Here is a 22,195-nt window from a genome sequence, read left to right on the forward strand (position 1 = left end):
TGCTAATTATTTGGCACTAAACACCAGACTTGTCACCGGAATAAATTGAACGGTATCACCGGGTTCGACAAGTGTTGGTGAGCCGATGGACTCCGGAGTAAACAGGGGCATATTGGTGCGGCCAATAAGTTGCCAGCCTCCGGGGGCGGACGCCGGATAAATACCTGTCTGATTGCCACCTATTCCAACGGAGCCAGCGGGAATTGATAATCTTGGCACTGCCAACCTGGGGGTAAACAGACTTGAGTCCAGTCCGTCAAGATAGGGGAAGCCTGGCTGAAATCCCAGAAACAGGACGGTATATTTCCCATTTGAATGTCGCCGCACTACCTCCTTACAACTGAGTTGGTGATACTTGGCCAGCCGTTCCAAATCCGGACCAAATTCTCCCCCATAGACAAGAGGGATCTCTACATTTCGGCCACTGAGACTCATCTCTTTCGCCTGTAGCCAGAGTGTGCCTAATTGAGCTAACCAATAATTTATTCGATTGTTACTCTTCACAAAGAGGGTGAGGTTGTTCATGCCGGGGACGATATCGATAAATTCATCTGTCTGTCTGCATCGATCGGCCAACCACCAAATTTTGCGTTGGATACTGAGTCTCGATACCTCCGGAAAGTAATTGGTGCTGTCTATAACTACTGCACCTTCCCCCAACCTAAAAACCTTAGGAGTCTGCTCTGTTGTCATTTATTGCTTCTTATTGTGGCCACTTAAGTTAGTTTCGACATTCATCGTCGTAAAAACAAGCAGTAAGTATAACTTTGAGTCGGAATTTGTTTTTACTGCTTATACCCAAACCACCTTAAAATGCAGGATTCAGCATGTCGAGAAGTGACAGAATTCAAGGCATGAAATAGTAGGACTAGTTATTCTAATTCAATATTTCATAACGCAGAAAAATGTTACTTCTCGCCTTGCCCTTCGGGAGTACCCGTAGAATATCTGCACTGCGTTAGTGATATCAATAAGGGAATAACCATTCTCTCAATCACTGCCTTGTTCAGTTATCATACGGGAGCTCTGAAACGAGCATTTTGAGGTAGCTTGGGTATATGATAGAGGATAGAATCCCCGCTATCTGTTTTTGTCTTAGTGTAGTCATAGAATATTGTCCTATAATCTTTCTGTACCTCTATTACATTCCCTTTATATCCGGTCATAAAAAGTGGTCATAAAATTATTCCAGAAAATCTTCAATATCAGAGATAATGCTGTCGTTTCTCAGCCTAAAAGTTTCAGTCAGAACCCTGAATTACAGCAGATATCAAGCAACAAACCTAAGGCGAGTCTTGAGCCGTTAAGTGCTGTTGAAGACTCTGTCGATGTTTCGGCACTCTTCTATAGCCTGCTTTTTCCTGCAAGACAAAAAGATCAGGGAGGGGTCGCTAATAACTTAGAGAAAAATGTCATCGGCGATGTGGAACGAGCCTTGTCTTCGCCTATGGCGATTGCAGAAAATGTGCTTAAGTTGCCGACTCGTATGGCTGAACTTAATAAGAAACTGGGCGATGAAAGTGTCGATATCAAGGTATTACTCGAACTCATGCAGAAAGATCCTGTACTGAGTGTAGAGGTTCTCAAGCTATGTAACTCTCCCGTCTTTAAGCGTTCAGAGAGAGAGGTGACAAGCCTTCAGCAAGCCTTCGTGCAGTTAGGTCGAGATCAATTAAGGCGTTTCGTTACTACCTCTCTGGTACGGGAGATGATAGAGATAAAACCCATCTATTATCGACGCTTTGGTTTACAGATATGGCGTCACTCTATGCAGGTGGCATTTTTGTCTTCTGAGTTAGCGGGTGAGTTGTCAAATGATGATCCCGATACAGCCTTTATGTTAGGTCTGCTCCATGATGTGGGTAAGATAGCTATCTTTAAGATGTTGTTGGATGAGTTTAACTTAGCCGATCCCGGTGAGCAGCCCTGTTCCTCTCTGTTTAGACAGGTGATGACCTCTAAGTCATTAAGTTTAAGCGCACTTCTGGCTCGGTGTTGGCAGTTGCCGGCAAGTTTTGAGGTAACTCTGAACGCATTAGCCAATACGAGTGCTAAGCCAACCGAAAGACTTGCCGCCGTAGTCTGGAGGGCTAACTTAATCAGCGAGTGCTCTATGCTACATCAAGCCGGAAAGTTAGATGAGTTCGGTTTAAACCGTTTACTCATCGATGCAGATCTAACACGGGAAGAGTTTGATCTCTTTCATGAGAAGCTGAAAGAGTTTTAAAAAAAAGCCTCAGATTTCTCTGAGGCTTTTTAGTATCTAGTTCCTAGAACCTAGGCTCTAGGATCTTCTTATTGCAGTAATGAAATATCTGCAGCATGCAGGAACTGCTCGCGTAGGCTGGATAGTAGCGCTAAACGGTTGTTCTTCAGTGCTTCATCGTCGGCCATAACCATCACATCTTCGAAGAAGGTATCGACGCTTTCACGCAGATCCGCAAGCAGCGCTAATGCTTCCTGATAGTTAGCAGCAGCAAACAGCGGTGCCAGTTGTGGCTGAAGTTCGTTTAGCTTTTCGGCTAATACTTTCTCAGCATTCTCAACTAACAAGCCTGCATCGATAGCTGCCGGAAGTTCACCCTCAACTTTAGCCAGAATATTAGATACACGTTTGTTGGCAGCGGCAAGTGCCGATGCTTGTTCAAGACTTCTAAAGTGAGATACTGCTTTGATACGACTATCGAAATCGGCTGGTGATGTAGGGCGACGTGCCAATACGGCTAAGATAACGTCTACGCTAACACCTTGATCTTGATACCAGGCGCGGAAGCGACCCATAAAGAACTCTAGTACCTGCTCGGCAGCCTTATCATTGGTAAGGTTGCTACCATGTAGCTCTTGCGCCTTAGCGATAAGGTCTATAAGGTTTAGCGGCAGGTTGTTCTCGACGCAGATACGCAGGATACCGATAGCTGCACGGCGAAGTGCGAATGGATCGGCAGCGCCCTTAGGTGCTTGGCCAATACCGAAAATACCCACTAAAGTATCGAGCTTTTCAGCTAAAGCGACACATACAGAGACAGGCGCAGTTGGAACCGTGTCACCAGAGAACTTAGGCTTGTATTGCTCTTGCAGGGCAAGGGCTACCGCTTCAGTTTCACCGTTCAGGCGTGCGTAATGCATACCCATAGTGCCCTGAAGATCAGTAAACTCCATTACCATGTTGGTCATCAGGTCAGATTTAGACAGTAAACCTGCGCGAGCCGCTTCATCAGCGTTAGCATCTATGCTGTTAGCAATAAACCCAGCCATATCTGAGATGCGCGCGACACGATCTTTGATGGTGCCCAGTTGCTTCTGGAATATCACGGTTTCTAAACTCGTAAGGCGAGACTCCAGAGAGTCTTTCTTATCGGTTTCGAAGAAGAATTCTGCATCGGCAAGACGTGGGCGAACCACTCTCTCGTTGCCCGCAATAATCTGCTGTGGATCTTTAGATTCGATATTAGTAACGAAGATAAAGTTAGGCATTAGCTGACCTGCTTTATCGAATACAGGGAAGTACTTCTGATCGCCTTTCATTGTGTAAACCAAAGCTTCGGCGGGTACATCCAGGAACTTCTCTTCGAAATTGGCGGTTAATACCACAGGCCACTCGACCAGAGAGGTCACCTCTTCAAGTAGATCGTCTTCGAGATCGGCTACGCCACCAATCTTGGCGGCAGCAGCTTCAGCACCGGCTTTAATCAGTGCTTTACGCACCTCATAATTGGCCTCTACTTTACCTTGTTCTTTTAGTGCTGATAGGTAGTTGTCGGCATGAACAAGCTCGAAGCTTGCTTTGCCCATAAAGCGGTGACCACGAATAATGCGAGCCGACTTTTGACCTAACAACTCACCTTCAACCACTTCACTTCCAAGCAGCATAGTCACAGTGTGAACCGGACGAATAAACTGAGTGGTGTTGTTACCCCAGCGCATAGGCTTAGGGATAGGTAACTTGTCTAAAGAGCGCTGCGCCATAGCGGCAATAAGGCTCTTAGTTTCAACACCAACCACTTTAGCTTGGTGTAACAGCCATTCACCTTTATCGGTTTTAAGACGTCCGGCTTGCTCAACAGTAATACCATTACCACGAGCCCAGCCCATAGCGGCTTTTGTTGGGTTACCGTCAGTATCGAAGGCTTGAGCGATAGCTGGTCCACGTTTTTCTACCACTTTGTCAGCCTGAGCTAAAGCAAGTTGGTTAACGCAGATTGCTAAACGGCGAGGGGCCGCATGCCATACTGCAGACTCAAAGCTGAGTTCTGCTTTTTTTAGTTCATCAGTAAAATTGCTAAGAAAAGACTCAGCTAACTTACGTAATGATTTTGGAGGTAGTTCTTCTGTGCCTACTTCAATCAGTAAGTTTTCAAAATTCATTTGTTATTCCTCTACTTACAGATTGGGAAGCCGAGAGCTTCACGGGCTTGATAGTAAGACTCCGCAACGCCTTTAGCCATAGTGCGAACGCGTAAGATATAACGCTGGCGTTCGGTCACTGAGATAGCGTGGCGCGCATCAAGCAAGTTAAATGCGTGAGAGGCTTTCATTACTTGCTCGTAGGCAGGCAGTGGAAGGGGCTTTTCAAGATTTAGCAGATGCTGGCAAGCTTTTTCGCAGTCATCAAAGGTTCTGAATAACACTTCAACATTAGCGTGTTCAAAGTTATAAGCTGACTGTTCAACTTCGTTCTGGTGAAAAATATCACCATACATAACTTTGCCCATTGGGCCGTCAGTCCATACTAGATCGTATACGTTATCGACTTCCTGGATGTACATAGCAAGACGTTCAAGACCGTAAGTGATCTCGCCGGTAACAGGCTTACACTCTAATCCACCCACTTGCTGGAAGTAAGTAAATTGCGACACTTCCATGCCGTTTAACCAGACTTCCCAGCCAAGACCCCAGGCACCAAGAGTCGGTGACTCCCAGTTGTCTTCAACGAAGCGCACGTCATGAATGTCCATGTCGATACCAGCGGCTGCTAAAGAACCAAGATAAAGCTCTTGAATATTGTCCGGAGACGGCTTTAACACTACCTGGAATTGATAGAAGTGTTGTAGGCGATTCGGGTTGTCGCCGTAACGGCCATCAGTAGGGCGGCGACTAGGTTGAACATAAGCACAGCTCATCGGCTCTGGGCCTAATGCTCGTAAGAAGGTCATAGGGTGGAATGTCCCCGCTCCTACTTCCATGTCCAATGGTTGAACGATTGCGCAACCTTGCTGCGCCCAGAACTCCTGCAGGGTCATAATGAAACCCTGGAATGTCTTTACGTCATGTTTCGTCGTCATGTCTACTATCTACGCCGTCAGGATGATACCAACCTTTCTTTATGCTATTTAAGCATGCAGAACTAGCTTGGAAATTGAAAAAATGGTTTCGATTATACCTTGTAGATTTGGTCATATGTAGGTTATTTTTTATCACACAAGAGAAAAATTGGAAAAATGACCATGGAAATGCAACGTTGTAGTTGGGTTGGGGCCGATGACCTATATCAGGCGTATCACGATAAGGTATGGGGGCGTCCCGTTTATGATAGCCAGGAGCTGTTTGCTAAGCTCTGTTTAGATGGTCAACAGGCGGGTCTATCTTGGATCACTATCCTCAAGAAACAGCAAAATTATGAGGCCGCATTCGCTAACTTCGATCCGGTGATTATAGCGAAATTTGACGATGAAAAAGTTGAAGCGCTACTTCAGGACAAAGGAATAGTGCGTAACAGGCTAAAGGTAAACTCGATAATCAAAAACGCCCGCGGCTATATCAGCTATACAGAACAGGGGAATGATTTTTCCGAATTTCTATGGAGCTTCGTCGGTGGGACACCCATAGTGAACACATTCAAGACTATGGCAGAGGTTCCTGCGCAGACGCCAGAATCGGAGGAGATGTCTAAGGCATTGAAAAAGCTTGGGTTTAACTTTGTCGGCCCCACCATCTGTTACGCATTTATGCAGGCCGTTGGCATGGTTAACGATCATACAACAGATTGTTTTTGTTATGATTTACATCTAGAAGGATCCGAGGGAGAATAACGCTCCTTCTATAAGGAGCGGTTTAAGACCGTTTCTTTGGCCGTTATTTAGTTTTGGATCTTGTGTTGATGAGTCATAAAAGCGCTGCCTTTATTTGGTGTTCTAACTACGTCTTTCAGTTCTTCTTTTGTTTTGGAATTTTTCTCCCTTTTTATCAACTCTGGTTGAGTGAGCAGGGGATGGGAAGTGAGAGCATAGGTATTATTCTGGCCGTGGGCTTAATGAGTCGCTGCGTAGCAAGCATAGTCGGTGGGATATTAGCCAAACATGAGAGTCAGTACCAAAACGTACTAAGAGTGGTCAGCGCTTTGGGTTTGTGTACCGCCGTCTCTATGGTTTATTGGAGCCCGAGTTTTTATCATCTGTTGATACTCACGGTATTGTTTAATGCCGCCATAGCTCCTGTGTTTGGATTATCCGATGCAATTATAGCTACCTTAGACAAGAGAAAAATTCTCAGCTACGGACCGACCCGCATGTGGGGATCGCTTGGTTTTGTCGGTGCAACTGTGGTTGGTGGCTATTGCTTTGAACTCTGGACCATCAGTGTTCTGCCTATCATTCTCATCATCAGCTGTAGCCTGATGCTCTTTTCGGTAACTCTAAAGTGCCCTGATCTGCAGACAGCTCGGTCGCAACATAAAGTTTTAGAAGAAGATGGAAAGCACTGGCTTGGTGCCGAACTTATCCTCTTGTTGGGAATATTATCTTTACTGCAGGGAAGTCATGGCTTCTTTTACGGATTCAGCTCCGTATATTGGCAAGAGATAGGTATAGCAGAAGGGGTTATTGGATACCTGTGGGGAATATCTATAGTCAGTGAGATTCTGGTGTTTATCTTTGCTAAGAAGGCTTTTAGTAATGTGTCGCCTAAGCTGTTACTTCAAATTGCCAGTGCTGGGGTTCTTGTGCGTTGGGGAGCGCTCTCACTTGCTGAGCAACCTTTGTATATCGCATTGAGTCAAACACTGCATGGGGTGACGTTTGCTATGACCCATCTTGCAGCAATTAAGTCTATTCAGCTGTACCTGCCCGAATCTCAGATGGCAAAATTTCAAGGTTTGTATAACGGTCTATATATGGCGGTGACGGCACTCGTTACCTTCATCACAGGTTACCTGTTCGATAGCCTTAAAGCCGATCTGTTTATCGCGATGGCGCTTTTTGGTGTGGTTGGGTTTGTGCTCACCTTTTCTTTGAATCTGAAACCGATCAAAAATCCCGTCACGGTATAATACCAATCGGTATAAAATTCATTGAGGTTAGATATTAAAAAAAGAGTGTTCCACGTGGAACACTCTTTTATTTTATCGCTTTTCCCTCAGTACACATTCTATCTATGTCTTTTCGCTTAGCGATTTTAAATTATTTTTTGCTTTTTCATTTAAAAAATAATTTTCCTGAAACCAATTTTTTCGGGACTACTTAGTCATTGGTGCGATTTTCAAAAAAGAACGGTTTTCTCTCTTTTCCTCTGTTTTTGGATCCACCATTGAGCTGATTCATGGTTTCGGCATTGTAGAGTTTGCCGTTGACCATAGTATAGGTAACACGATCGGTGATGCGAATATCTTCCAGCGGGTCACCATCGATGACAATCAGGTCGGCAAGCTTACCTTGCTCGATAGAACCGATTTGATGATCCATGGCGAAATGTTTCGCCGGATTGATGGTCGCGGTTTTTAATACCTCGAGGTTACTCATTCCGCCTTGGGCAAACATCCACATCTCCCAATGAGCGGCTAAACCTTCACGCTGACCATGGGCACCAATATTGGGTTTAACACCAAGGTCGTTCATCTCATTGGCCACGCGTGCAACGTTGAAATGGTTATAGTGTTCATCCGGTGCAGTAGGGCGTCGCATCGAACGGGCTTGTAGCAGATCACCCGGTACATACATGGAGAGTCTCGGGTGAGCCCAGACATCGGTTTTGTCATACCAGTAGTTCTCACCCGAAATTCCACCATAGGCGACAACCAGAGTAGGTGTATAACCAACCTTGGTCTGGCTCCAGAACTGCTTGATGTCATTATAGATAGATGCCGCAGGTAGGGAGTGCTCGATACCTGTATGTCCATCGGCAATCATCGTCAGGTTATGTTGCAGCAGACTTCCGCCTTCCGGAACCACCATCATCTCGAGTTCACGCGCAGCAGCAATGACTTGCTGTCGCTGATTTCGACGGGGCTGGTTATAGCTCTTCACACTGAAGGCGCCAACTTTCTTGAGGCGTTCCAGATGAAACTTTGCATCATCCAGTGAATCTATATGGGAGGTGTAACCCGGTCCATTGGCACCATACAAAATCGTACCCGTTGAGAAGATGCGAGGACCGGCGATGTTACCCGCTTTCTGTTGCTCCGAAGCGGCAAAAATCTCCGTGGTGTCATTGGATGGATCATGAATCGTGGTCACACCCAGAGACAGGTTAGAGTATAGCTCCCAGTTTTGTTGCGGGATAATCTCATCTTCACCCTGTGAACCGTGAGCGTGTGCATCGAAAAGACCTGGCATTATTGTCTTGCCCTTGATGTCGATCACCTGAGCATCATCTGGCACCTCTGTATCGGCCCCACCAACCGCAACTATGTGGTTGTTTTTGACTATGACAATGCCGTTTTCAATCACCTTATCATCTTCCATCGTGATAACTTTACCGCCAACGAAAGCGACTGTTCCACGTGGAACATCGACATTTTGCGAGAATCCGATGTCGGTTATTTGTGGCTCGATGGCTTTAGCTTGTTTATCGTCAGCTGTCTTATCCTTGGCTGCATAGGCCGTATCGACTTCGACTTGATAGAGCTCCGGGCCCAAGGTCCAGTAGAGTTGATCGCTGTCATTGTTCCAGCTGATGCTCTCACCGGCGCGAACGCTAAGCTGAGTGACCGGAAGGTTATTGGCTTTCGGGCCTATCTCTATGGTTTCGCCATGTTTAGCAAAAGGGGTAACCCATACCTTGAAGCGCTCTGCGAAGGCAAGTTGTTTGCCATCGGGAGAGACGCGGAATTCTGTTGCATGCTTACTCGTGTAATGCACGCGCTTCTGAAAGCCATCCAAATTTATCGAGGCTAATTCAGGTGTTTCACCGTGATCCATAAAGTAGACTCGGTCCGATTCGGCACCAAATTGTGGCTGGTAGCCGTCGGGAGTGATCTTAATGTTCTCCTTGCCTTTAGTATCTACCCTGTACAGTCCAGTCTCCTGAGACCAGCTCCTTGGCGTGATATATCCACCCTTGGCTTTACGGTAAACCACGAATGATCCATCGGGAGAGAAGGTGGGTTCTACGTATTTTCCCGGTTCCTTAGTTAAGGTTTTCACTCTCTTATTTCTTAGGCTGACGACGCGAACGCTGCCTTGCTCCAGATCATCCCAGGTGGTGAATACGATACTCTTACCGTCACGAGACCACTGAGGAAATAACTCTCTAAGCTCTGAATCCAGTTTAGTTAATCGGGTGCGTTTGCCATCGGACTTTCCATCAGATAGGGACTTAACCCATAGCTTGCCCAGTGCTTCATAGACGACCTTCTTACCGTCGGGAGATACCTGTGCCATACGCAGCATCTTCACGTCGAACTTATCCTTGTCCAGATCTTGTGTAAAACGAACGGCGGGTTGGACGTCGAGCTGGGTCTTAATTGAGAAGGGGATCTGCTTGACAGACTTTGATTCGACATCGAGCTTATTAATCTTTCCGCCGGCCCAGAAGACGATCTCTTCATTATCACCGGTCCAACTCATGGTCGGGTAGACGCCATGGATGGCCCAGGTTTCCTGCATATCTCTGTCTAACTTGCCGTAGAGTTTCTCTGTTTCTCCGGACCTGAGATCCAGCATATAGAGCGATGACTGAAATCCGTCTCGCTTTATGTAAGCAAGCTTCTTACCGTCTGGACTAGGCGTTGGGCGTATCGCGCCACCTGTGCCTTCGATTAATACTTCGATGTCACCAGTTTGAGTGTCATAACGTTTAATCTTATAGATCCCTTTCACCGAGTCTTTGGAGTAATGAAAAGTTTTACCCGGTGTCGCATCCTGACTGAAGTAGATATAACGGCCATCGGGTGAGTAGGCTGGTTCACCGAGATCTTTCTGTTCGTTTGGACGCTTGGTTAACTTAACTCCCTCGCCGCCAGCGACATGGTACATCCAGACTTCACCGGCGCCTAAACTGCGAGAGCCGGTAAAGTGCTTACGGGCAACCAGGTATTGAGAATCCGGACTCCAGGCTGGGCTATTGAGTAGGCGGAATGTCTCTTCGGTTACCGCTCTGGGGTTGCTTCCATCGGCTTCCATGACCCAAATGTTATCGCCACCATCCTCATCTGAGGTGAAAGCTATGTATTTACCGTCCGGACTGTAGACGGGCTGCATCTGCCAGGCTATCCCCTTGGCCAGTACTTTCGCTTCGCCACCTTTCATCGGGATCTGATAGATATCACCTAACATATCGAACACGATATGTTTGCCATTGGGACTGACACTAACATTCATCCAGGTGCCTTCGGTGACATCGATACTCACTTTTTCAAGTGGTGCATTTGCGGGAGCGTTTACCTGCCAGGCTGGCTCTTTTTCTGATAGGGTTTCTTCTGCAAAAATAGGTGGGGTAAAGCTGAGTGCTATGGCTGCACATAGTGGGGTGAGCTTATGTTTTAACATTTGAATCCCTGTTTTATATCGTTGATATAATGAAAGCCGCTCTGTTGGCGCTTTTCTCGTTATAGTTTTTGCATGCTATATACACATCTAATTCGGTATTATTTATCGCTCATTTATGTGATCAGTAAAACAAAAAGTGTGTAGCTTTTTTGTATCGACAGGATAGGGGGAAGTGTCAAAGAGGGGTTAAACTGGCCGGGCTGTAGGAGTTTTTCGGTAGTTAGCTTTAGCTTAGCAGTTGAACAAGATCGCCTTTATTGATTATGGCATCGTTTAATACCCGGCAGGTCACACCGCCACGCCAATCCGGAGTCAGTGCCGCTTCGAGCCCTGCGTGCGCTATTTCCATTTTTTTACAGGGATCGGTTTCGCCGGTGATCTCGAGTGTCAGCTTGCCAATACGTAATAACTTACCTTGATCTGCGGCACAGAAACAGTGTCCTTCGATCAACAGGTTTGCACGTCGGGTCGTCCAGGGAAGCGGTGAATCGAGCTCGGCGCAAACAAGTTGCCATTGGTCTTTGGACATTACCGTGATCTGACGTTTACCCGGACGCCCAAAGAAATCTTGCTCTACACCATGAGTCTGGGTGACGTTAGCCGACTCAACTAACGTCATAGGGCCTTGCTTGATTGGTTTAAACCCGATACCTATAAGTTTCTTCATTGTGCAATCCTTGCTCTGCTCGGCTTATAAGCCTTTCTGAATAAGGTATTGGTAGGGCGTCGAGTCTGTTTGGCTGGCCAGCAGTTTATGGTCCATAAATTCACAGAAGCTGGGAATATCACGAGTCGTGGCCGGATCATCGGCGATGATCAATAGTGTTTCACCCTGAGCCATCTTGCGTACTGATTTACGAACCATCATGACCGGCTCCGGGCACCTGAGTCCGAGAGCATCGAGTTGGTGTTGTGCTTCTGAAAATGGGTCGCTCATGTTTATAACCTAATTGACTGGAATGAAATATTTTTGAGTTACTTAGAAATTGCACTGTAACAGTGGGGGCTAATATTACGCTAGCCTTAAAAATATGCCAAGTAGCGCCGAAGCTTTTGTGAGCTCAGACCCGTGAAACCATCAGTATAGTCATGTCTGAGAAGGCCATGTCTGTATGTTTCACGTGGAACACTTGAGAAATAACACTAGACGATGAGGGGGGCAAACAGTGCTCTCGTCAGTTTTAACAGTGCAGAGGGGGTAAGTTCTATATCCAGGCCACGCTTTCCACCACTGACGTAGAGCTGGTCGAGTTGCTCTGCCGAGGTATCGATATAGGTTAACAGAGGACGCTTTTGACCTAAGGGACTCACCCCTCCTAATACATAACCGGTAGAACGTTCGACTTCCTCAGCCGAGGCCATGGCGGCCTTCTTAACTCCAGCTACCTTTGCAAGTGCTTTCATATTAAGTTTCTCTTCAACCGGAATAATCGCTACGACTAGCTTTCCACTGTCGAGTTTGGCCACCAAAGTTTTAAATACCAGTTTTGCATCGAGATTGAGTTTCGTCGCAGCCTCAATCCCGTAGGCCAGTGCACTGGCTTCATGCTGGTATTCATGAATAGTATGTTTGATGTGTGCTTTTTTTAAGAGGTCAATTGCAGGAGTCATAAGTTGTGTCTACACGAATTTATTAAATGAGTTTAACCATAACGAGTACGTCGACACCATGATAAGTGACCTCTTCAATGGCAGTCCAGCCCATTCGAGCATATAAACCTCCGGTTTTATCTTCTGTTTGAAGGTAGAGTCTTGTGATGCCTTGTTTTCAAGGGGAAGTGCTTGTGTTTCCGGGGCTTGCTAGGGAGGCGTTCAACGTGGATCATAAAAGAAGACCCCAGGAACGAGTCCTTAGGGTCTTCTTACTTAACTTAAAGTTTATAGCTTAAGCTGATTAAGGTCTTTCGAAGATGGTCGCAATACCTTGGCCAAGACCGATACACATGGTCGCCAGACCATATTTAGCATCTTTGGCTTCCATCAGGTTGATCAATGTCGTAGAGATACGAGCACCGGAACAACCCAGTGGGTGACCCAATGCAATTGCGCCACCGTTAAGGTTAATCTTTTCGTCGACAACATCCATCAGCCCTAACTCTTTCACACAAGGGAGTGACTGAGCGGCGAAGGCTTCGTTGAGCTCGATTACATCGAGATCATCGATACTTAAGTTAGCACGCTCAAGCGCCTTCTTGGTCGCCGGTACCGGGCCGTAACCCATGATAGCGGCATCACAACCGGCAACAGCCATAGAGCGGATACGGGCACGTATAGGAAGGCCTAACGCCTTGGCTTTTTCCTCTTCCATAACTAACATGGCTGAGGCGCCATCGGATAGCGCCGATGAGGTTCCTGCCGTGACTGTACCGTTGGCTGGGTCGAACGCCGGACGCAGACCAGATAGAGATTCCATAGAGGTCTCAGGGCGAATCACTTCATCGTGTTCAACCTTGATGAGCGCTCCATCGGCATCGTGACCCTCGATAGGGTGGATTTCGTTTGCGAAACGTCCTTCAACTGTTGCTGCATGAGCACGTTGATGTGATCGGACGGCAAATTCATCTTGCTGCTCACGAGTAATACCGTGCATCTTGCCTAGCATCTCGGCAGTAAGGCCCATCATACCCGAAGCTTTTGCTACGTTATTAGCGAGGCCTGGATGGAAGTCCACACCGTGGTTCATAGGAACGTGCCCCATGTGCTCGACACCGCCTATGATGAACGTATCGCCTTGACCGGTCATGATGGCACGCGCCGCCTGATGCAGGGCATCCATAGATGAACCACACAGACGGTTGACTGTTACGCCACCAATCTGCTTGGGTAGACCGGCAAGGAGAGATGCGTTACGTGCGATATTGAAGCCCTGTTCCAGAGTCTGCTGTACACAACCCCAGATCACATCTTCAATGGTGTTAGGATCCAGCTGAGGGTTACGCACTAACAGTGCTTTCATCAATTCTGCAGAGAGTGTCTCTGCGCGTACATTTCTAAATACTCCAGCCTTTGAACGGCCCATGGGAGTACGGATGCAATCTACGATAACTGCTTGTTTCATTGTTCTATTCCTTCCCACAAATTAAGACTGGTAGTAGCTGCCGTTATTAGCGGCGAGTTCGCGCATGGCATCGGTTACTTGATATAGGCCACCTAGGTGAGCATATTTATCGGCAAGTGCCACGAAGTTAGCTACACCCATGGTATCGATATAGCGGAACACACCACCTCTGAATGGCGGGAATCCAAGACCAAATACCAGACCCATATCGGCTTCCGCCGGAGTCGCAATAATTCCCTCTTCGAGACAGCGAACCGTTTCGATAATCATAGGGATCATGGTGCGGGCGATAATATCCTCAGATTCAAATGCCTTAAGCTCACCAAACTCTGCGCCTAATAGCTCATAGCTGGTTGGGTCGACATCTTTCTTTGGCTTGCCGCGACGGTCGACCGAATAAGCATAGAAACCTTTGCTGTTCTTCTGTCCGAAGCGCTCAGCTTCGAACATGATATCGATAGCATCTTTACCATTCTTACCCATGCGATCCGGGAAGCCTTCGGCCATAACGGCTTGTGCATGATGACCGGTATCAATACCGACTACATCGAGCAGGTAGGCCGGACCCATAGGCCAGCCAAATTGCTTCTCCATCACCTTATCGATAGCGGCGAAATCTGCGCCGTCTGCAAGCAGGCCGCTGAAGCCTGCAAAGTAAGGAAAGAGCACGCGGTTTACAAAGAAGCCGGGGCAGTCGTTAACAACGATAGGTGTTTTACCCATCTTGCTGGCGTAAGCGACAACGGAAGCGATAGTCTCTTCAGAACTATTCTCACCACGAATGACCTCAACGAGTGGCATCTTATGCACCGGGTTAAAGAAGTGCATACCACAGAAGCGCTCAGGCTTCTTCAGGCTCTTAGCGAGCAGGTTGATCGAGATGGTCGAGGTGTTTGAGGTGATGATGGCGTCATCACTAACGTTTTGTTCAACCTCTGCCAGTACCATAGACTTAACTTTTGGATGCTCAACAACGGCTTCTACGACAACGTCGACATCTTTAACCGGTGTGTAATCAAGGGTCGCAGTGATGTTATTGAGGACCTTAGCCATTTTCTGAGGCGTCGAACGGCCACGCTTGATCTGAGCGGCCAGTAACTTAGAGGCTTCGCCCAGACCCAATTCGAGGGCAGGTTGTGCGATATCTTTCATAATAATCGGAGTGCCTTTGCTGGCACTCTGATAGGCGATACCACCACCCATGATACCGGCACCGAGTACGGCTGCTGTATCGATATTTTTCGCTAACTTGCCGGCTTTCTTTGCCTTGCCTTTAACGAGTTGGTCGTTAAGGAATATACCGATTAATGCCTGTGCAACGTCGGTCTTGGCCAGCTTAACAAAGGCTTGGTGTTCAACTTTCAATGCGTCAGCACGTCCGCATCTTGCGGCTTGTTCGATAACACTGATTGCCGCCATTGGAGCCGGGTAATGTTTGCCTGCTATCTTGAATACCATGCCTTTGGCTGTAGCAAATGACATCATGGCTTCTAATTTTGGTAGCGTTAGTGCCGCCTGTTTACGGGCGCGGCGAGATTGCCAGTCGAGCTTTTCAGCCAGTGCATCTTTAAGCATCTTAATGGCTGAAGCTTGTAAATTTTCGGGAGCAACAACCGCATCGATAGCGCCAACTTTTAATGCGGCTTCAGGGCGTTGATCTTTACCCGATGTTATCCACTCCAGCGCATTATCGGTACCGATAAGGCGAGGTAGACGAACGGTACCACCGAAACCAGGAATTAAGCCCAACTTAGTTTCTGGCAGACCAATTTTTGCTGTGGTATCGGCAATACGGAAATCGGTTGCCAGCACAGTTTCGAACCCACCACCCAATGCGAAGCCGTTAATGGCTGAAATTGTTGGGAATGGGAGATCTTCTAACTTATTGAATACCACGTTAGCTTCGGCAATCCATGGAAGAAGAACACTATCTTCTTGAGCAAATAAGCCGAGAAACTCAGTGATATCGGCACCGACAATAAAAGCACCTTTAGCTGACGTCAGTACTAATGCTTGAATGTGTGAGTCTTGCTGAATTGCGTCTAATGCTGCATCGAGAGAGTTAATCGTCTCTCTATCCAGTTTATTGACAGAGCCCGATGCGTTAAAGCATAACCGGGCAATATTATCCTCAAGTAACTCAACCTGAATCGTAGGACTTTGGTAGATCATTGCTTGCTTCCTTTTGCGTGATACCTGTCTTTGTTTTATGCCCGAAATCATCGAAACTGGAGTTTTTATTGCCTGCTCTTAATGGCTTACCATCAATTCAAATTTTCTCGGGTATATGTAATTAGGTAAATGTTCTATCTCACAACAGGCCATCATTTGACCACTTGTGACTCAGTGTGCTTGTAAAATGAGTAAATTACAACACCCAATTTAAACGGGTGTTTGATTTCGCCTTGGTTAGGGGGATTTTTCACCTTTATGTTAGACTGTTCTAAGTATCTAAATTGATTTTAAATAGCTTAGTTGACTGAGTAGGAAGTGTGAGTCTATTACTTAATAAATTGAGCAGTATGAATTAGCAGTAAACCATCTACAGGAAATAGCTCATGGATCAGCTAACTAATCATTTTCATGCTCATGTGGCAGAGTTAAACCGTAGGGTTGCAGAGATTGTTGCTCGTGAAAACTTATCTGGTCTGGTGATCCATTCGGGACAGCCTCATCGACAGTTTCTCGATGATATGGATTATCCGTTTAAAGTGAACCCTCACTTTAAAGCCTGGCTGCCGATCTTAGATAACCCACACTGTTGGTTATTAGTTAACGGGCGCGATAAACCTCAACTTATCTTCTATCGTCCAGTCGACTTCTGGCATAAGGTTGCCGACCTTCCTGATGAATTCTGGACTGCTCATGTCGATATTAAGTTACTGACCAAAGCGGATAAAGTTGCAGACCTACTGCCAAAAGATATTGTTGATTGGGCTTATGTCGGTGAGCACTTGGATGTGGCTGAGGTGCTTGGTTTTAAGACCCGTAACCCAGACGCCGTTATGAGTTACCTGCATTACCATCGCGCGACAAAGACTGAATATGAATTAGCCTGTATGCGCAAGTCCAATGAGATTGCGGTAAAGGGGCATGTCGCGGCCAAGAATGCTTTCTATAATGGTGGGTCAGAGTTTGAGATCCAGCAGCAATACTTGATGGCTACGAATCAAGGGGAAAACGAGGTGCCTTACGGCAATATTATCGCGCTGAACCGGAATGCGTCGATACTGCATTACACCAAGTTGGAGAATCAATCTCCGCAGCCCCGCCGTTCCTTCCTAATCGATGCCGGTGCAAACTTTTTTGGCTATGCGTCGGATATCACCAGAACCTATGCGTTTGAAAAGAATATCTTCAGTGAGTTAATTGAGGCTATGGACAGGGCACAGCTTGAGATTATCGATACGATGCGTCCCGGTGTTAAATATGTGGATCTTCACCTTGCGACTCACCAAAAGGTGGCTCAAATGCTTATCGATTTCGACTTGGCTACCGGAGATCGTGAAGGCCTGATAGAGCAGGGGATCACCAGTGTCTTCTTCCCCCATGGATTAGGCCATATGTTGGGTTTACAGGTTCATGATATGGGTGGCTTCCTTCATGACGAGCGTGGGACACATATTGCAGCACCCGATGCGCATCCATTTTTGCGTTGTACGCGTACACTCGCCGCGAATCAAGTGCTGACTATCGAACCGGGTTTGTACATTATCGACTCTCTTCTGCAGGGACTTAAACAAGATAACCGCCAACATCAGGTGAACTGGAACAGTGTAGACTTGTTGCGTCCATTTGGTGGTATCCGCATCGAAGATAATGTCATAGTGCACAGTGATAAAAATGAAAATATGACTCGGGATTTAGGTTTAGATTAATGAATTTTCTGATAGATTTTACATCAACATTCGGTGTGGTAAGAGGTAAAGATTGACCGATAGTTATCAGGTTCCATCGGCTGAGCTGGTGATTGAGGAGGAGATTAAGCATAGCCGCTTCATATCTGTTTTATTCCATTGTCAGTCTTACGAAGAACTGAAGTGTGTACTTACTAACGTGAAGGCTGATTATCCAGGGGCCAGCCATTATTGCTATGCATTTGTCGCTGCGGAACCACAAAATAGTATTGCTATAGGCTCAAGTGACGACGGAGAGCCTGCCGGAAGTGCCGGACGCCCTATGCTGGCGACGCTACAGGGGGCCAATGTTGGAGAGATCGGCGCCATTGTCGTACGTTATTTCGGTGGCACAAAATTGGGTGTTGGTGGACTCGTCAGGGCCTACAGCTCAGGAATTAAACAAGGGCTCACTCAACTGCAGACTGAGTTGAAGCAGATTAGATATCCCGGCTCCTTGGTGTGTGAGTATAGCCAGCTAAAAGATGTTGAGTATCTATTGAATCAATATGATGCAGTTGTCGAAGATAGATCTTTTGCAGAAAAGGTGACACTTGAGTTTGAGATCCCAAAGCGTTATCAAGAGACGTTGAATCTCGGTTTGGCTACGATGAGTCAGGGGATGTTGTCGGCAAAGTTTAAGAGTTAGTGCGTCAAGACTCATACGTTAAGGCGATAGTTGTAATGACTGTGGCCGATGGGTTTCTGCTTGAATCGGTGAGAGTATATTGTTCGATAAGCCGCAATGCTGTTGCGCGTTAATCATTTGTGCGAAAATAGTAAAGTACAAGGTGTGCAAACTTAGGGACGACTGAATAGCTTAATGCAATATAGAACAATAATAAGAATAACAGGCCTCTTAATGGGGTTGTTCTCTCTGTCATTACTTCCTCCGGCTTTGGTGGCAGTGATCTATAAAGATGGTGGCGGAACGGCATTTATACAGGCTTTTGCACTCAGCCTTTTTCTTGGCTTTATTCTTTGGTATCCAAACAGAAAGCACCACAAAGATCTGCGTACCCGTGAAGGCTTCCTGCTCGTGGTTCTTTTCTGGGGTGTGCTAGGTTCTATCGGTGCCGTGCCCTTTATATTTACCGCTCAACCAGACCTGAGTATGACCGACAGCTTTTTCGAGTCATTCTCGGCGCTGACAACTACAGGTGCTACTGTGATTGTTGGTCTGGATTCACTTCCTAAAGCAATCCTGTTTTATCGCCACCTGTTGCAATGGTTAGGCGGCATGGGGATCATTGTGCTGGCTGTGGCAATATTACCTGTATTGGGTATCGGGGGGATGCAGCTCTATCGAGCAGAAATGCCTGGACCCGTAAAAGACAGTAAGATGACGCCCAGGATTGCAGAGACGGCTAAGGCGTTGTGGTATATCTATTTTGCATTAACGATTGCCTGTGCATTTGCTTATTGGGTCGCAGGCATGGATCTATTTGATGCTATCTGCCACTCTTTCTCGACGATTGCCATTGGCGGTTTCTCCACCCATGATGCCAGTATGGGCTACTTCGACAGCACTGCAATTAACATGGTGTGTGTGGTTTTTCTGCTTATCGCGGCGCTTAATTTTAGCCTGCACTTCGCCGCTTTTACACGTCGTGGAATCAACCTGAAAGTCTATTTCAGAGATGCTGAGTTTAAGGCTTTAATCATAGTGCAGCTGGTTTTGACCGGGATCTGTTTTGCGACTCTCTACCATTCGGGGATCTATGACTCACCCGAAGAGACATTAGACTTTGCCCTATTTCAGGCTGTTTCAATATCTACCACGGCAGGCTTCGGTACTGAAAGCTTCCATGTGTGGCCACTATTCCTGCCGATGTTACTTATCTTCTCAAGTTTCATTGGTGGCTGTGGTGGATCGACCGCCGGTGGTATCAAGGTGATGCGGATGATCTTGCTGTTGAAGCAGGGCTCACGAGAATTGAAACGTCTTGTACATCCAAGAGGAATGTTCTCCATCCGTATAGGAAACAAGGCCCTTCCTGAGCGTGTTATCGATGCGGTATGGGGGTTCTTCTCTGCCTATGCGCTGGTCTTCGTTATCTGTATGTTGGCTTTGATGGCGATGGGGATGGATAATATCACCGCATTTAGTGCTACCGCGGCTTGCCTGAATAACCTGGGGCCAGGTCTGGGTGAAGTTGCCAGCAACTATGCCAGTATCAGTGATGGCGCTAAGTGGGTTCTGCTGATAGCTATGCTGTTTGGACGACTCGAAGTCTTTACCTTATTGGTACTGTTTACACCAACATTCTGGAGAACCTAACTTTTCACTTATCATGAAGAGTTATCTCAATGCGGGGAGGAAAGCTTGGTCCATCTCCTCTTAGAACTCATAATGCAAACATAATTTGGGAAACCTGATGAGTAATACATTAATAATCTATTCTACTGTAGATGGTCAGACGAAATCGATCTGCGAGCTCGTTCAGGGGATAAATGAAGGTGCAGGTGATAGCGTAACTCTGGCTTCCCTCGATGAAGCTAAATTATTAAATTTAGCTGATTTTGACAAAATTTTGATTGGTGCCAGTATTCGTTATGGAAAGCACAGGCCAGAACTTTACCAATACATTAATCACCATCACGCCGTACTCAGTGCTAAACAGAATGCGTTTTTCACCGTAAATGTCGTCGCCAGAAAACCTGAAAAAAACACGCCTGAAACGAATCCCTATATGAAGAAGTTTTTGGAGCTGTCACTCTGGAAGCCTCAACAGTTAGCCGTGTTCGCAGGAAAGATTGATTATCCCAGTTATCGCTTCTTTGATAAGACCATGATCCGTCTCATCATGTGGATAACCAAGGGCCCAACTGACACCAGCGGTACTTATGAGTTTACTGACTGGGAACAGGTTGAAGAGTTCGCTAAAGCGTTTAGTGAGCAGTAGGGCTTTACAATAATCTGATGTGACTTTGAAGATTACACCTGATATATGTGACTGAGCGCTGAATCAGGAATTATGATCCGCTAACCCAAAAGGCCTGCTAATGCAGGCTTTTTAACACTTAATGACTATCACATTAAGTGATTAATTTGCGCAGTACTGGCTGTGTAAAATTGAGATGATCTTGGTTACCTGCTCATTCTTGAGCTTGTAGTAGACAACCTGAGAGCTTTTTCTTGTCGACACCAAATCCTGTGCACGGAGCACGGCAAGGTGCTGCGAAAGTGCAGACTGGCTTAGAGGAACCGTTTCATTTAACTCGGTAACGCTATACTCATTTTCGAGTAATAAGCACAAAATCATCAAGCGGTAGGGATTGGCGATTGCTTTTAGCCATTTCGCTGCGCTCTCAGCATTGGTTACCATTGCATCTACATCAATTTCTTTTTGCATACGGTTACTCACTTCTAGCCTTTGATTAGTTAATTCTAATTGAGTTGGTTCATAAACACAATAATACTGAGCGATAACGCGGATCTCAATTTTTACTTTAAATTATATGAGCTAGAGCTAATTTGTGATCAATTATCCTGTTTATTAACGGACTTACTGTAACAATAGGTGTAGATATCAGAATATTAACCGGGTATATCGATGAAATCAGTTCTAGTACTTTATTACTCTCGAGGCGGGCATACCGCTAAGATCAGCCGAGCCATTGCTGAACACATTGAAAATGGTGGCAATACATGTGCGGTAATGCACATCAGTGAGGCGATGAAAGAGGGGCTGGACTGGTCCAAGTATGACAGTGTCGCCTTGGGGGCTTGCGTCATGTATGGCACTTACGACAAGAGTGTCTTCGAGTTCACCACTAAACATCAAGCCGCCTTGAGCGAGAAGCCGAGCAGTTTTTACAGTGTTAACGTCGTCGCGCGTAAGCCTGAAAAGCGCGTGCCTGAAAATAATAAATACCTGCAGAAGTTTATCGAGTTATCTCCCTGGAAACCGAAAGATGTCAAAGTGATTGCAGGTAAGGTCGATTACCCATCTTGGCGTTGGTGGGACAGATTGGCTATTCAGTTGATTATGAAGATGACGGATGGCCCAACGGATCCGAAAACCGTCATCGATTACACCGACTGGGATGATGTTAAGGTCTACGCTGACCATATTGTTAGTCTGGCAGACTAACATTAAGCTTTGTATTGATAGCTAGCCTTCGAATGAAGGCTGATTACATTTTCTGCTTTGGTTAAGTTGGTATTTGATAGCTTGTTGAAGGTTTAACCTTCACGGTTATCAATCGCCTGCAGCGTACTTATGTGCAGATACTTCAGCGAGTCGCCGCAAGTACAATCCCTGTAGGCTCTGCGGCAGCATCCATGCTGTCGAAGCTCGCAGCTGCATCTACACCGGGTTATTTTTTCTCTTCGATTGAGCTTCTTTTACTCACCAATAAATGGCATTTACTGATTACTTTCGGAATGAATTGACACCAATATCAATGCTCACCTTTTCGATTATGCGTGCTCGTTCTTTAAGCATGAACCTGGTAGAGTTCTTATAAATCAGTAATTTTGCAAAGGCTAAGCTTAAATGATTGGTTTATAAAGTGTACATGCGCGTTTTGCCAAA

The 22,195-nt window shown here is 46.3% G+C and carries 18 protein-coding genes; 8 read left to right on the plus strand and 10 right to left on the minus strand.

What is annotated here, in order from left to right; all coding sequences use genetic code 11:
• Positions 1-6: 6 nt before the first annotated feature.
• Entirely contained in the window at positions 7-693 is a 687-nt protein-coding gene (pxpB, locus tag SSED_RS00060) for a 5-oxoprolinase subunit PxpB (RefSeq protein WP_012004151.1), read from the minus strand.
• Positions 694-1,171: 478 nt separating this feature from the next.
• Here pxpB and SSED_RS00065 point away from each other — a divergent pair, with 478 nt between their 5' ends.
• Positions 1,172-2,227 carry an HDOD domain-containing protein gene (locus SSED_RS00065; protein WP_012004152.1) on the plus strand — a complete coding sequence of 352 codons (1,056 nt, stop codon included), beginning with the start codon at positions 1,172-1,174 and terminating at the stop codon, positions 2,225-2,227.
• 68 nt (positions 2,228-2,295) lie between these two features.
• On the opposite strand, the gene glyS is transcribed toward SSED_RS00065, so the two are convergent.
• Both glyS and glyQ read right to left on the minus strand, forming a co-directional pair.
• Positions 2,296-4,365 (minus strand): glycine--tRNA ligase subunit beta, encoded by a 2,070-nt coding sequence (gene glyS, locus SSED_RS00070; protein ID WP_012004153.1) that lies wholly within the window; start codon positions 4,363-4,365, stop codon positions 2,296-2,298.
• Between the two features lie 11 nt (positions 4,366-4,376).
• Complete coding sequence (glyQ, locus tag SSED_RS00075) at positions 4,377-5,282, minus strand: glycine--tRNA ligase subunit alpha (RefSeq protein WP_041421464.1); 906 nt, start codon at positions 5,280-5,282, stop codon at positions 4,377-4,379.
• A 162-nt stretch (positions 5,283-5,444) separates the two neighbouring features.
• Between glyQ and SSED_RS00080 the strand changes: the two genes are divergently transcribed.
• Both SSED_RS00080 and SSED_RS00085 read left to right on the plus strand, forming a co-directional pair.
• Positions 5,445-6,029, plus strand: a complete 585-nt coding sequence (locus tag SSED_RS00080; RefSeq protein WP_041421465.1) for a DNA-3-methyladenine glycosylase I — start codon at positions 5,445-5,447, stop codon at positions 6,027-6,029.
• A 68-nt stretch (positions 6,030-6,097) separates the two neighbouring features.
• Positions 6,098-7,264, plus strand: coding sequence for a 3-phenylpropionate MFS transporter (locus tag SSED_RS00085; RefSeq protein WP_012004156.1), 1,167 nt, complete (start codon positions 6,098-6,100; stop codon positions 7,262-7,264).
• A 190-nt stretch (positions 7,265-7,454) separates the two neighbouring features.
• Here the strand turns inward: SSED_RS00085 and SSED_RS00090 are convergent, their stop codons facing one another.
• The 6 genes from SSED_RS00090 to fadB form a co-directional block, all read right to left on the minus strand.
• The gene (locus SSED_RS00090) at positions 7,455-10,700 is read right to left on the minus strand and encodes an amidohydrolase family protein (protein ID WP_012004157.1); all 3,246 of its coding nucleotides are present in this window, start codon (positions 10,698-10,700) and stop codon (positions 7,455-7,457) included.
• A 226-nt stretch (positions 10,701-10,926) separates the two neighbouring features.
• A complete protein-coding gene (locus SSED_RS00095; RefSeq protein ID WP_012004158.1) occupies positions 10,927-11,367 on the minus strand; it encodes an MOSC domain-containing protein in 441 nt (146 codons plus the stop codon).
• Between the two features lie 24 nt (positions 11,368-11,391).
• Positions 11,392-11,637 (minus strand): sulfurtransferase TusA, encoded by a 246-nt coding sequence (gene tusA / locus SSED_RS00100; protein WP_012004159.1) that lies wholly within the window; start codon positions 11,635-11,637, stop codon positions 11,392-11,394.
• A gap of 206 nt (positions 11,638-11,843) precedes the next feature.
• Entirely contained in the window at positions 11,844-12,311 is a 468-nt protein-coding gene (gene ybaK, locus SSED_RS00105) for a Cys-tRNA(Pro) deacylase (RefSeq protein WP_012004160.1), read from the minus strand.
• Positions 12,312-12,594: 283 nt separating this feature from the next.
• Positions 12,595-13,758 (minus strand): acetyl-CoA C-acyltransferase FadA, encoded by a 1,164-nt coding sequence (gene fadA / locus SSED_RS00110; protein ID WP_012004161.1) that lies wholly within the window; start codon positions 13,756-13,758, stop codon positions 12,595-12,597.
• Positions 13,759-13,779: 21 nt separating this feature from the next.
• Positions 13,780-15,930, minus strand: a complete 2,151-nt coding sequence (gene fadB / locus SSED_RS00115) for a fatty acid oxidation complex subunit alpha FadB (RefSeq protein ID WP_012004162.1) — start codon at positions 15,928-15,930, stop codon at positions 13,780-13,782.
• A gap of 386 nt (positions 15,931-16,316) precedes the next feature.
• On the opposite strand from fadB, the gene pepQ reads away from it, so the two are divergent.
• The 4 genes from pepQ to hemG (SSED_RS00135) all read left to right on the plus strand — a co-directional run bounded on the left by pepQ (position 16,317) and on the right by hemG (SSED_RS00135) (position 20,560).
• Positions 16,317-17,636 (plus strand): Xaa-Pro dipeptidase, encoded by a 1,320-nt coding sequence (pepQ, locus tag SSED_RS00120; protein WP_012004163.1) that lies wholly within the window; start codon positions 16,317-16,319, stop codon positions 17,634-17,636.
• Positions 17,637-17,688: 52 nt separating this feature from the next.
• Positions 17,689-18,303, plus strand: coding sequence for a YigZ family protein (locus tag SSED_RS00125; RefSeq protein ID WP_012004164.1), 615 nt, complete (start codon positions 17,689-17,691; stop codon positions 18,301-18,303).
• Positions 18,304-18,477: 174 nt separating this feature from the next.
• Positions 18,478-19,935 carry a TrkH family potassium uptake protein gene (locus SSED_RS00130; protein ID WP_012004165.1) on the plus strand — a complete coding sequence of 486 codons (1,458 nt, stop codon included), beginning with the start codon at positions 18,478-18,480 and terminating at the stop codon, positions 19,933-19,935.
• A gap of 97 nt (positions 19,936-20,032) precedes the next feature.
• A complete protein-coding gene (gene hemG, locus SSED_RS00135) occupies positions 20,033-20,560 on the plus strand; it encodes a menaquinone-dependent protoporphyrinogen IX dehydrogenase (protein WP_012004166.1) in 528 nt (175 codons plus the stop codon).
• A 141-nt stretch (positions 20,561-20,701) separates the two neighbouring features.
• Here hemG (SSED_RS00135) and SSED_RS00140 read toward each other — a convergent pair whose 3' ends face one another.
• The gene (locus tag SSED_RS00140) at positions 20,702-21,010 is read right to left on the minus strand and encodes an ArsR/SmtB family transcription factor (RefSeq protein ID WP_012004167.1); all 309 of its coding nucleotides are present in this window, start codon (positions 21,008-21,010) and stop codon (positions 20,702-20,704) included.
• Positions 21,011-21,211: 201 nt separating this feature from the next.
• Between SSED_RS00140 and hemG (SSED_RS00145) the strand changes: the two genes are divergently transcribed.
• Positions 21,212-21,751, plus strand: coding sequence for a menaquinone-dependent protoporphyrinogen IX dehydrogenase (gene hemG / locus SSED_RS00145; protein WP_012004168.1), 540 nt, complete (start codon positions 21,212-21,214; stop codon positions 21,749-21,751).
• The last annotated feature ends 444 nt before the right edge of the window (positions 21,752-22,195 follow it).

It is taken from the genome of Shewanella sediminis HAW-EB3 (assembly GCF_000018025.1).
Taxonomy (GTDB): Bacteria; Pseudomonadota; Gammaproteobacteria; order Enterobacterales; family Shewanellaceae; genus Shewanella; species Shewanella sediminis.

Bases quoted from the DNA above. Each gene is read 5' to 3' on its own strand.
- glyS (WP_012004153.1), bottom strand. From the start codon at position 4,365: ATGAATTTTGAAAACTTACTGATTGAAGTAGGCACAGAAGAACTACCT.
- SSED_RS00095 (WP_012004158.1), bottom strand. From the start codon at position 11,367: ATGAAGAAACTTATAGGTATCGGGTTTAAACCAATCAAGCAAGGCCCT.
- SSED_RS00080 (WP_041421465.1), top strand. From the start codon at position 5,445: ATGGAAATGCAACGTTGTAGTTGGGTTGGGGCCGATGACCTATATCAG.
- tusA (WP_012004159.1), bottom strand. From the start codon at position 11,637: ATGAGCGACCCATTTTCAGAAGCACAACACCAACTCGATGCTCTCGGA.
- SSED_RS00140 (WP_012004167.1), bottom strand. From the start codon at position 21,010: ATGCAAAAAGAAATTGATGTAGATGCAATGGTAACCAATGCTGAGAGC.
- pepQ (WP_012004163.1), top strand. From the start codon at position 16,317: ATGGATCAGCTAACTAATCATTTTCATGCTCATGTGGCAGAGTTAAAC.
- SSED_RS00085 (WP_012004156.1), top strand. From the start codon at position 6,098: ATGAGTCATAAAAGCGCTGCCTTTATTTGGTGTTCTAACTACGTCTTT.
- glyQ (WP_041421464.1), bottom strand. From the start codon at position 5,282: ATGACGACGAAACATGACGTAAAGACATTCCAGGGTTTCATTATGACC.
- hemG (WP_012004168.1), top strand. From the start codon at position 21,212: ATGAAATCAGTTCTAGTACTTTATTACTCTCGAGGCGGGCATACCGCT.
- SSED_RS00130 (WP_012004165.1), top strand. From the start codon at position 18,478: ATGCAATATAGAACAATAATAAGAATAACAGGCCTCTTAATGGGGTTG.
- SSED_RS00090 (WP_012004157.1), bottom strand. From the start codon at position 10,700: ATGTTAAAACATAAGCTCACCCCACTATGTGCAGCCATAGCACTCAGC.
- fadA (WP_012004161.1), bottom strand. From the start codon at position 13,758: ATGAAACAAGCAGTTATCGTAGATTGCATCCGTACTCCCATGGGCCGT.
- pxpB (WP_012004151.1), bottom strand. From the start codon at position 693: ATGACAACAGAGCAGACTCCTAAGGTTTTTAGGTTGGGGGAAGGTGCA.
- ybaK (WP_012004160.1), bottom strand. From the start codon at position 12,311: ATGACTCCTGCAATTGACCTCTTAAAAAAAGCACACATCAAACATACT.
- fadB (WP_012004162.1), bottom strand. From the start codon at position 15,930: ATGATCTACCAAAGTCCTACGATTCAGGTTGAGTTACTTGAGGATAAT.
- hemG (WP_012004166.1), top strand. From the start codon at position 20,033: ATGAGTAATACATTAATAATCTATTCTACTGTAGATGGTCAGACGAAA.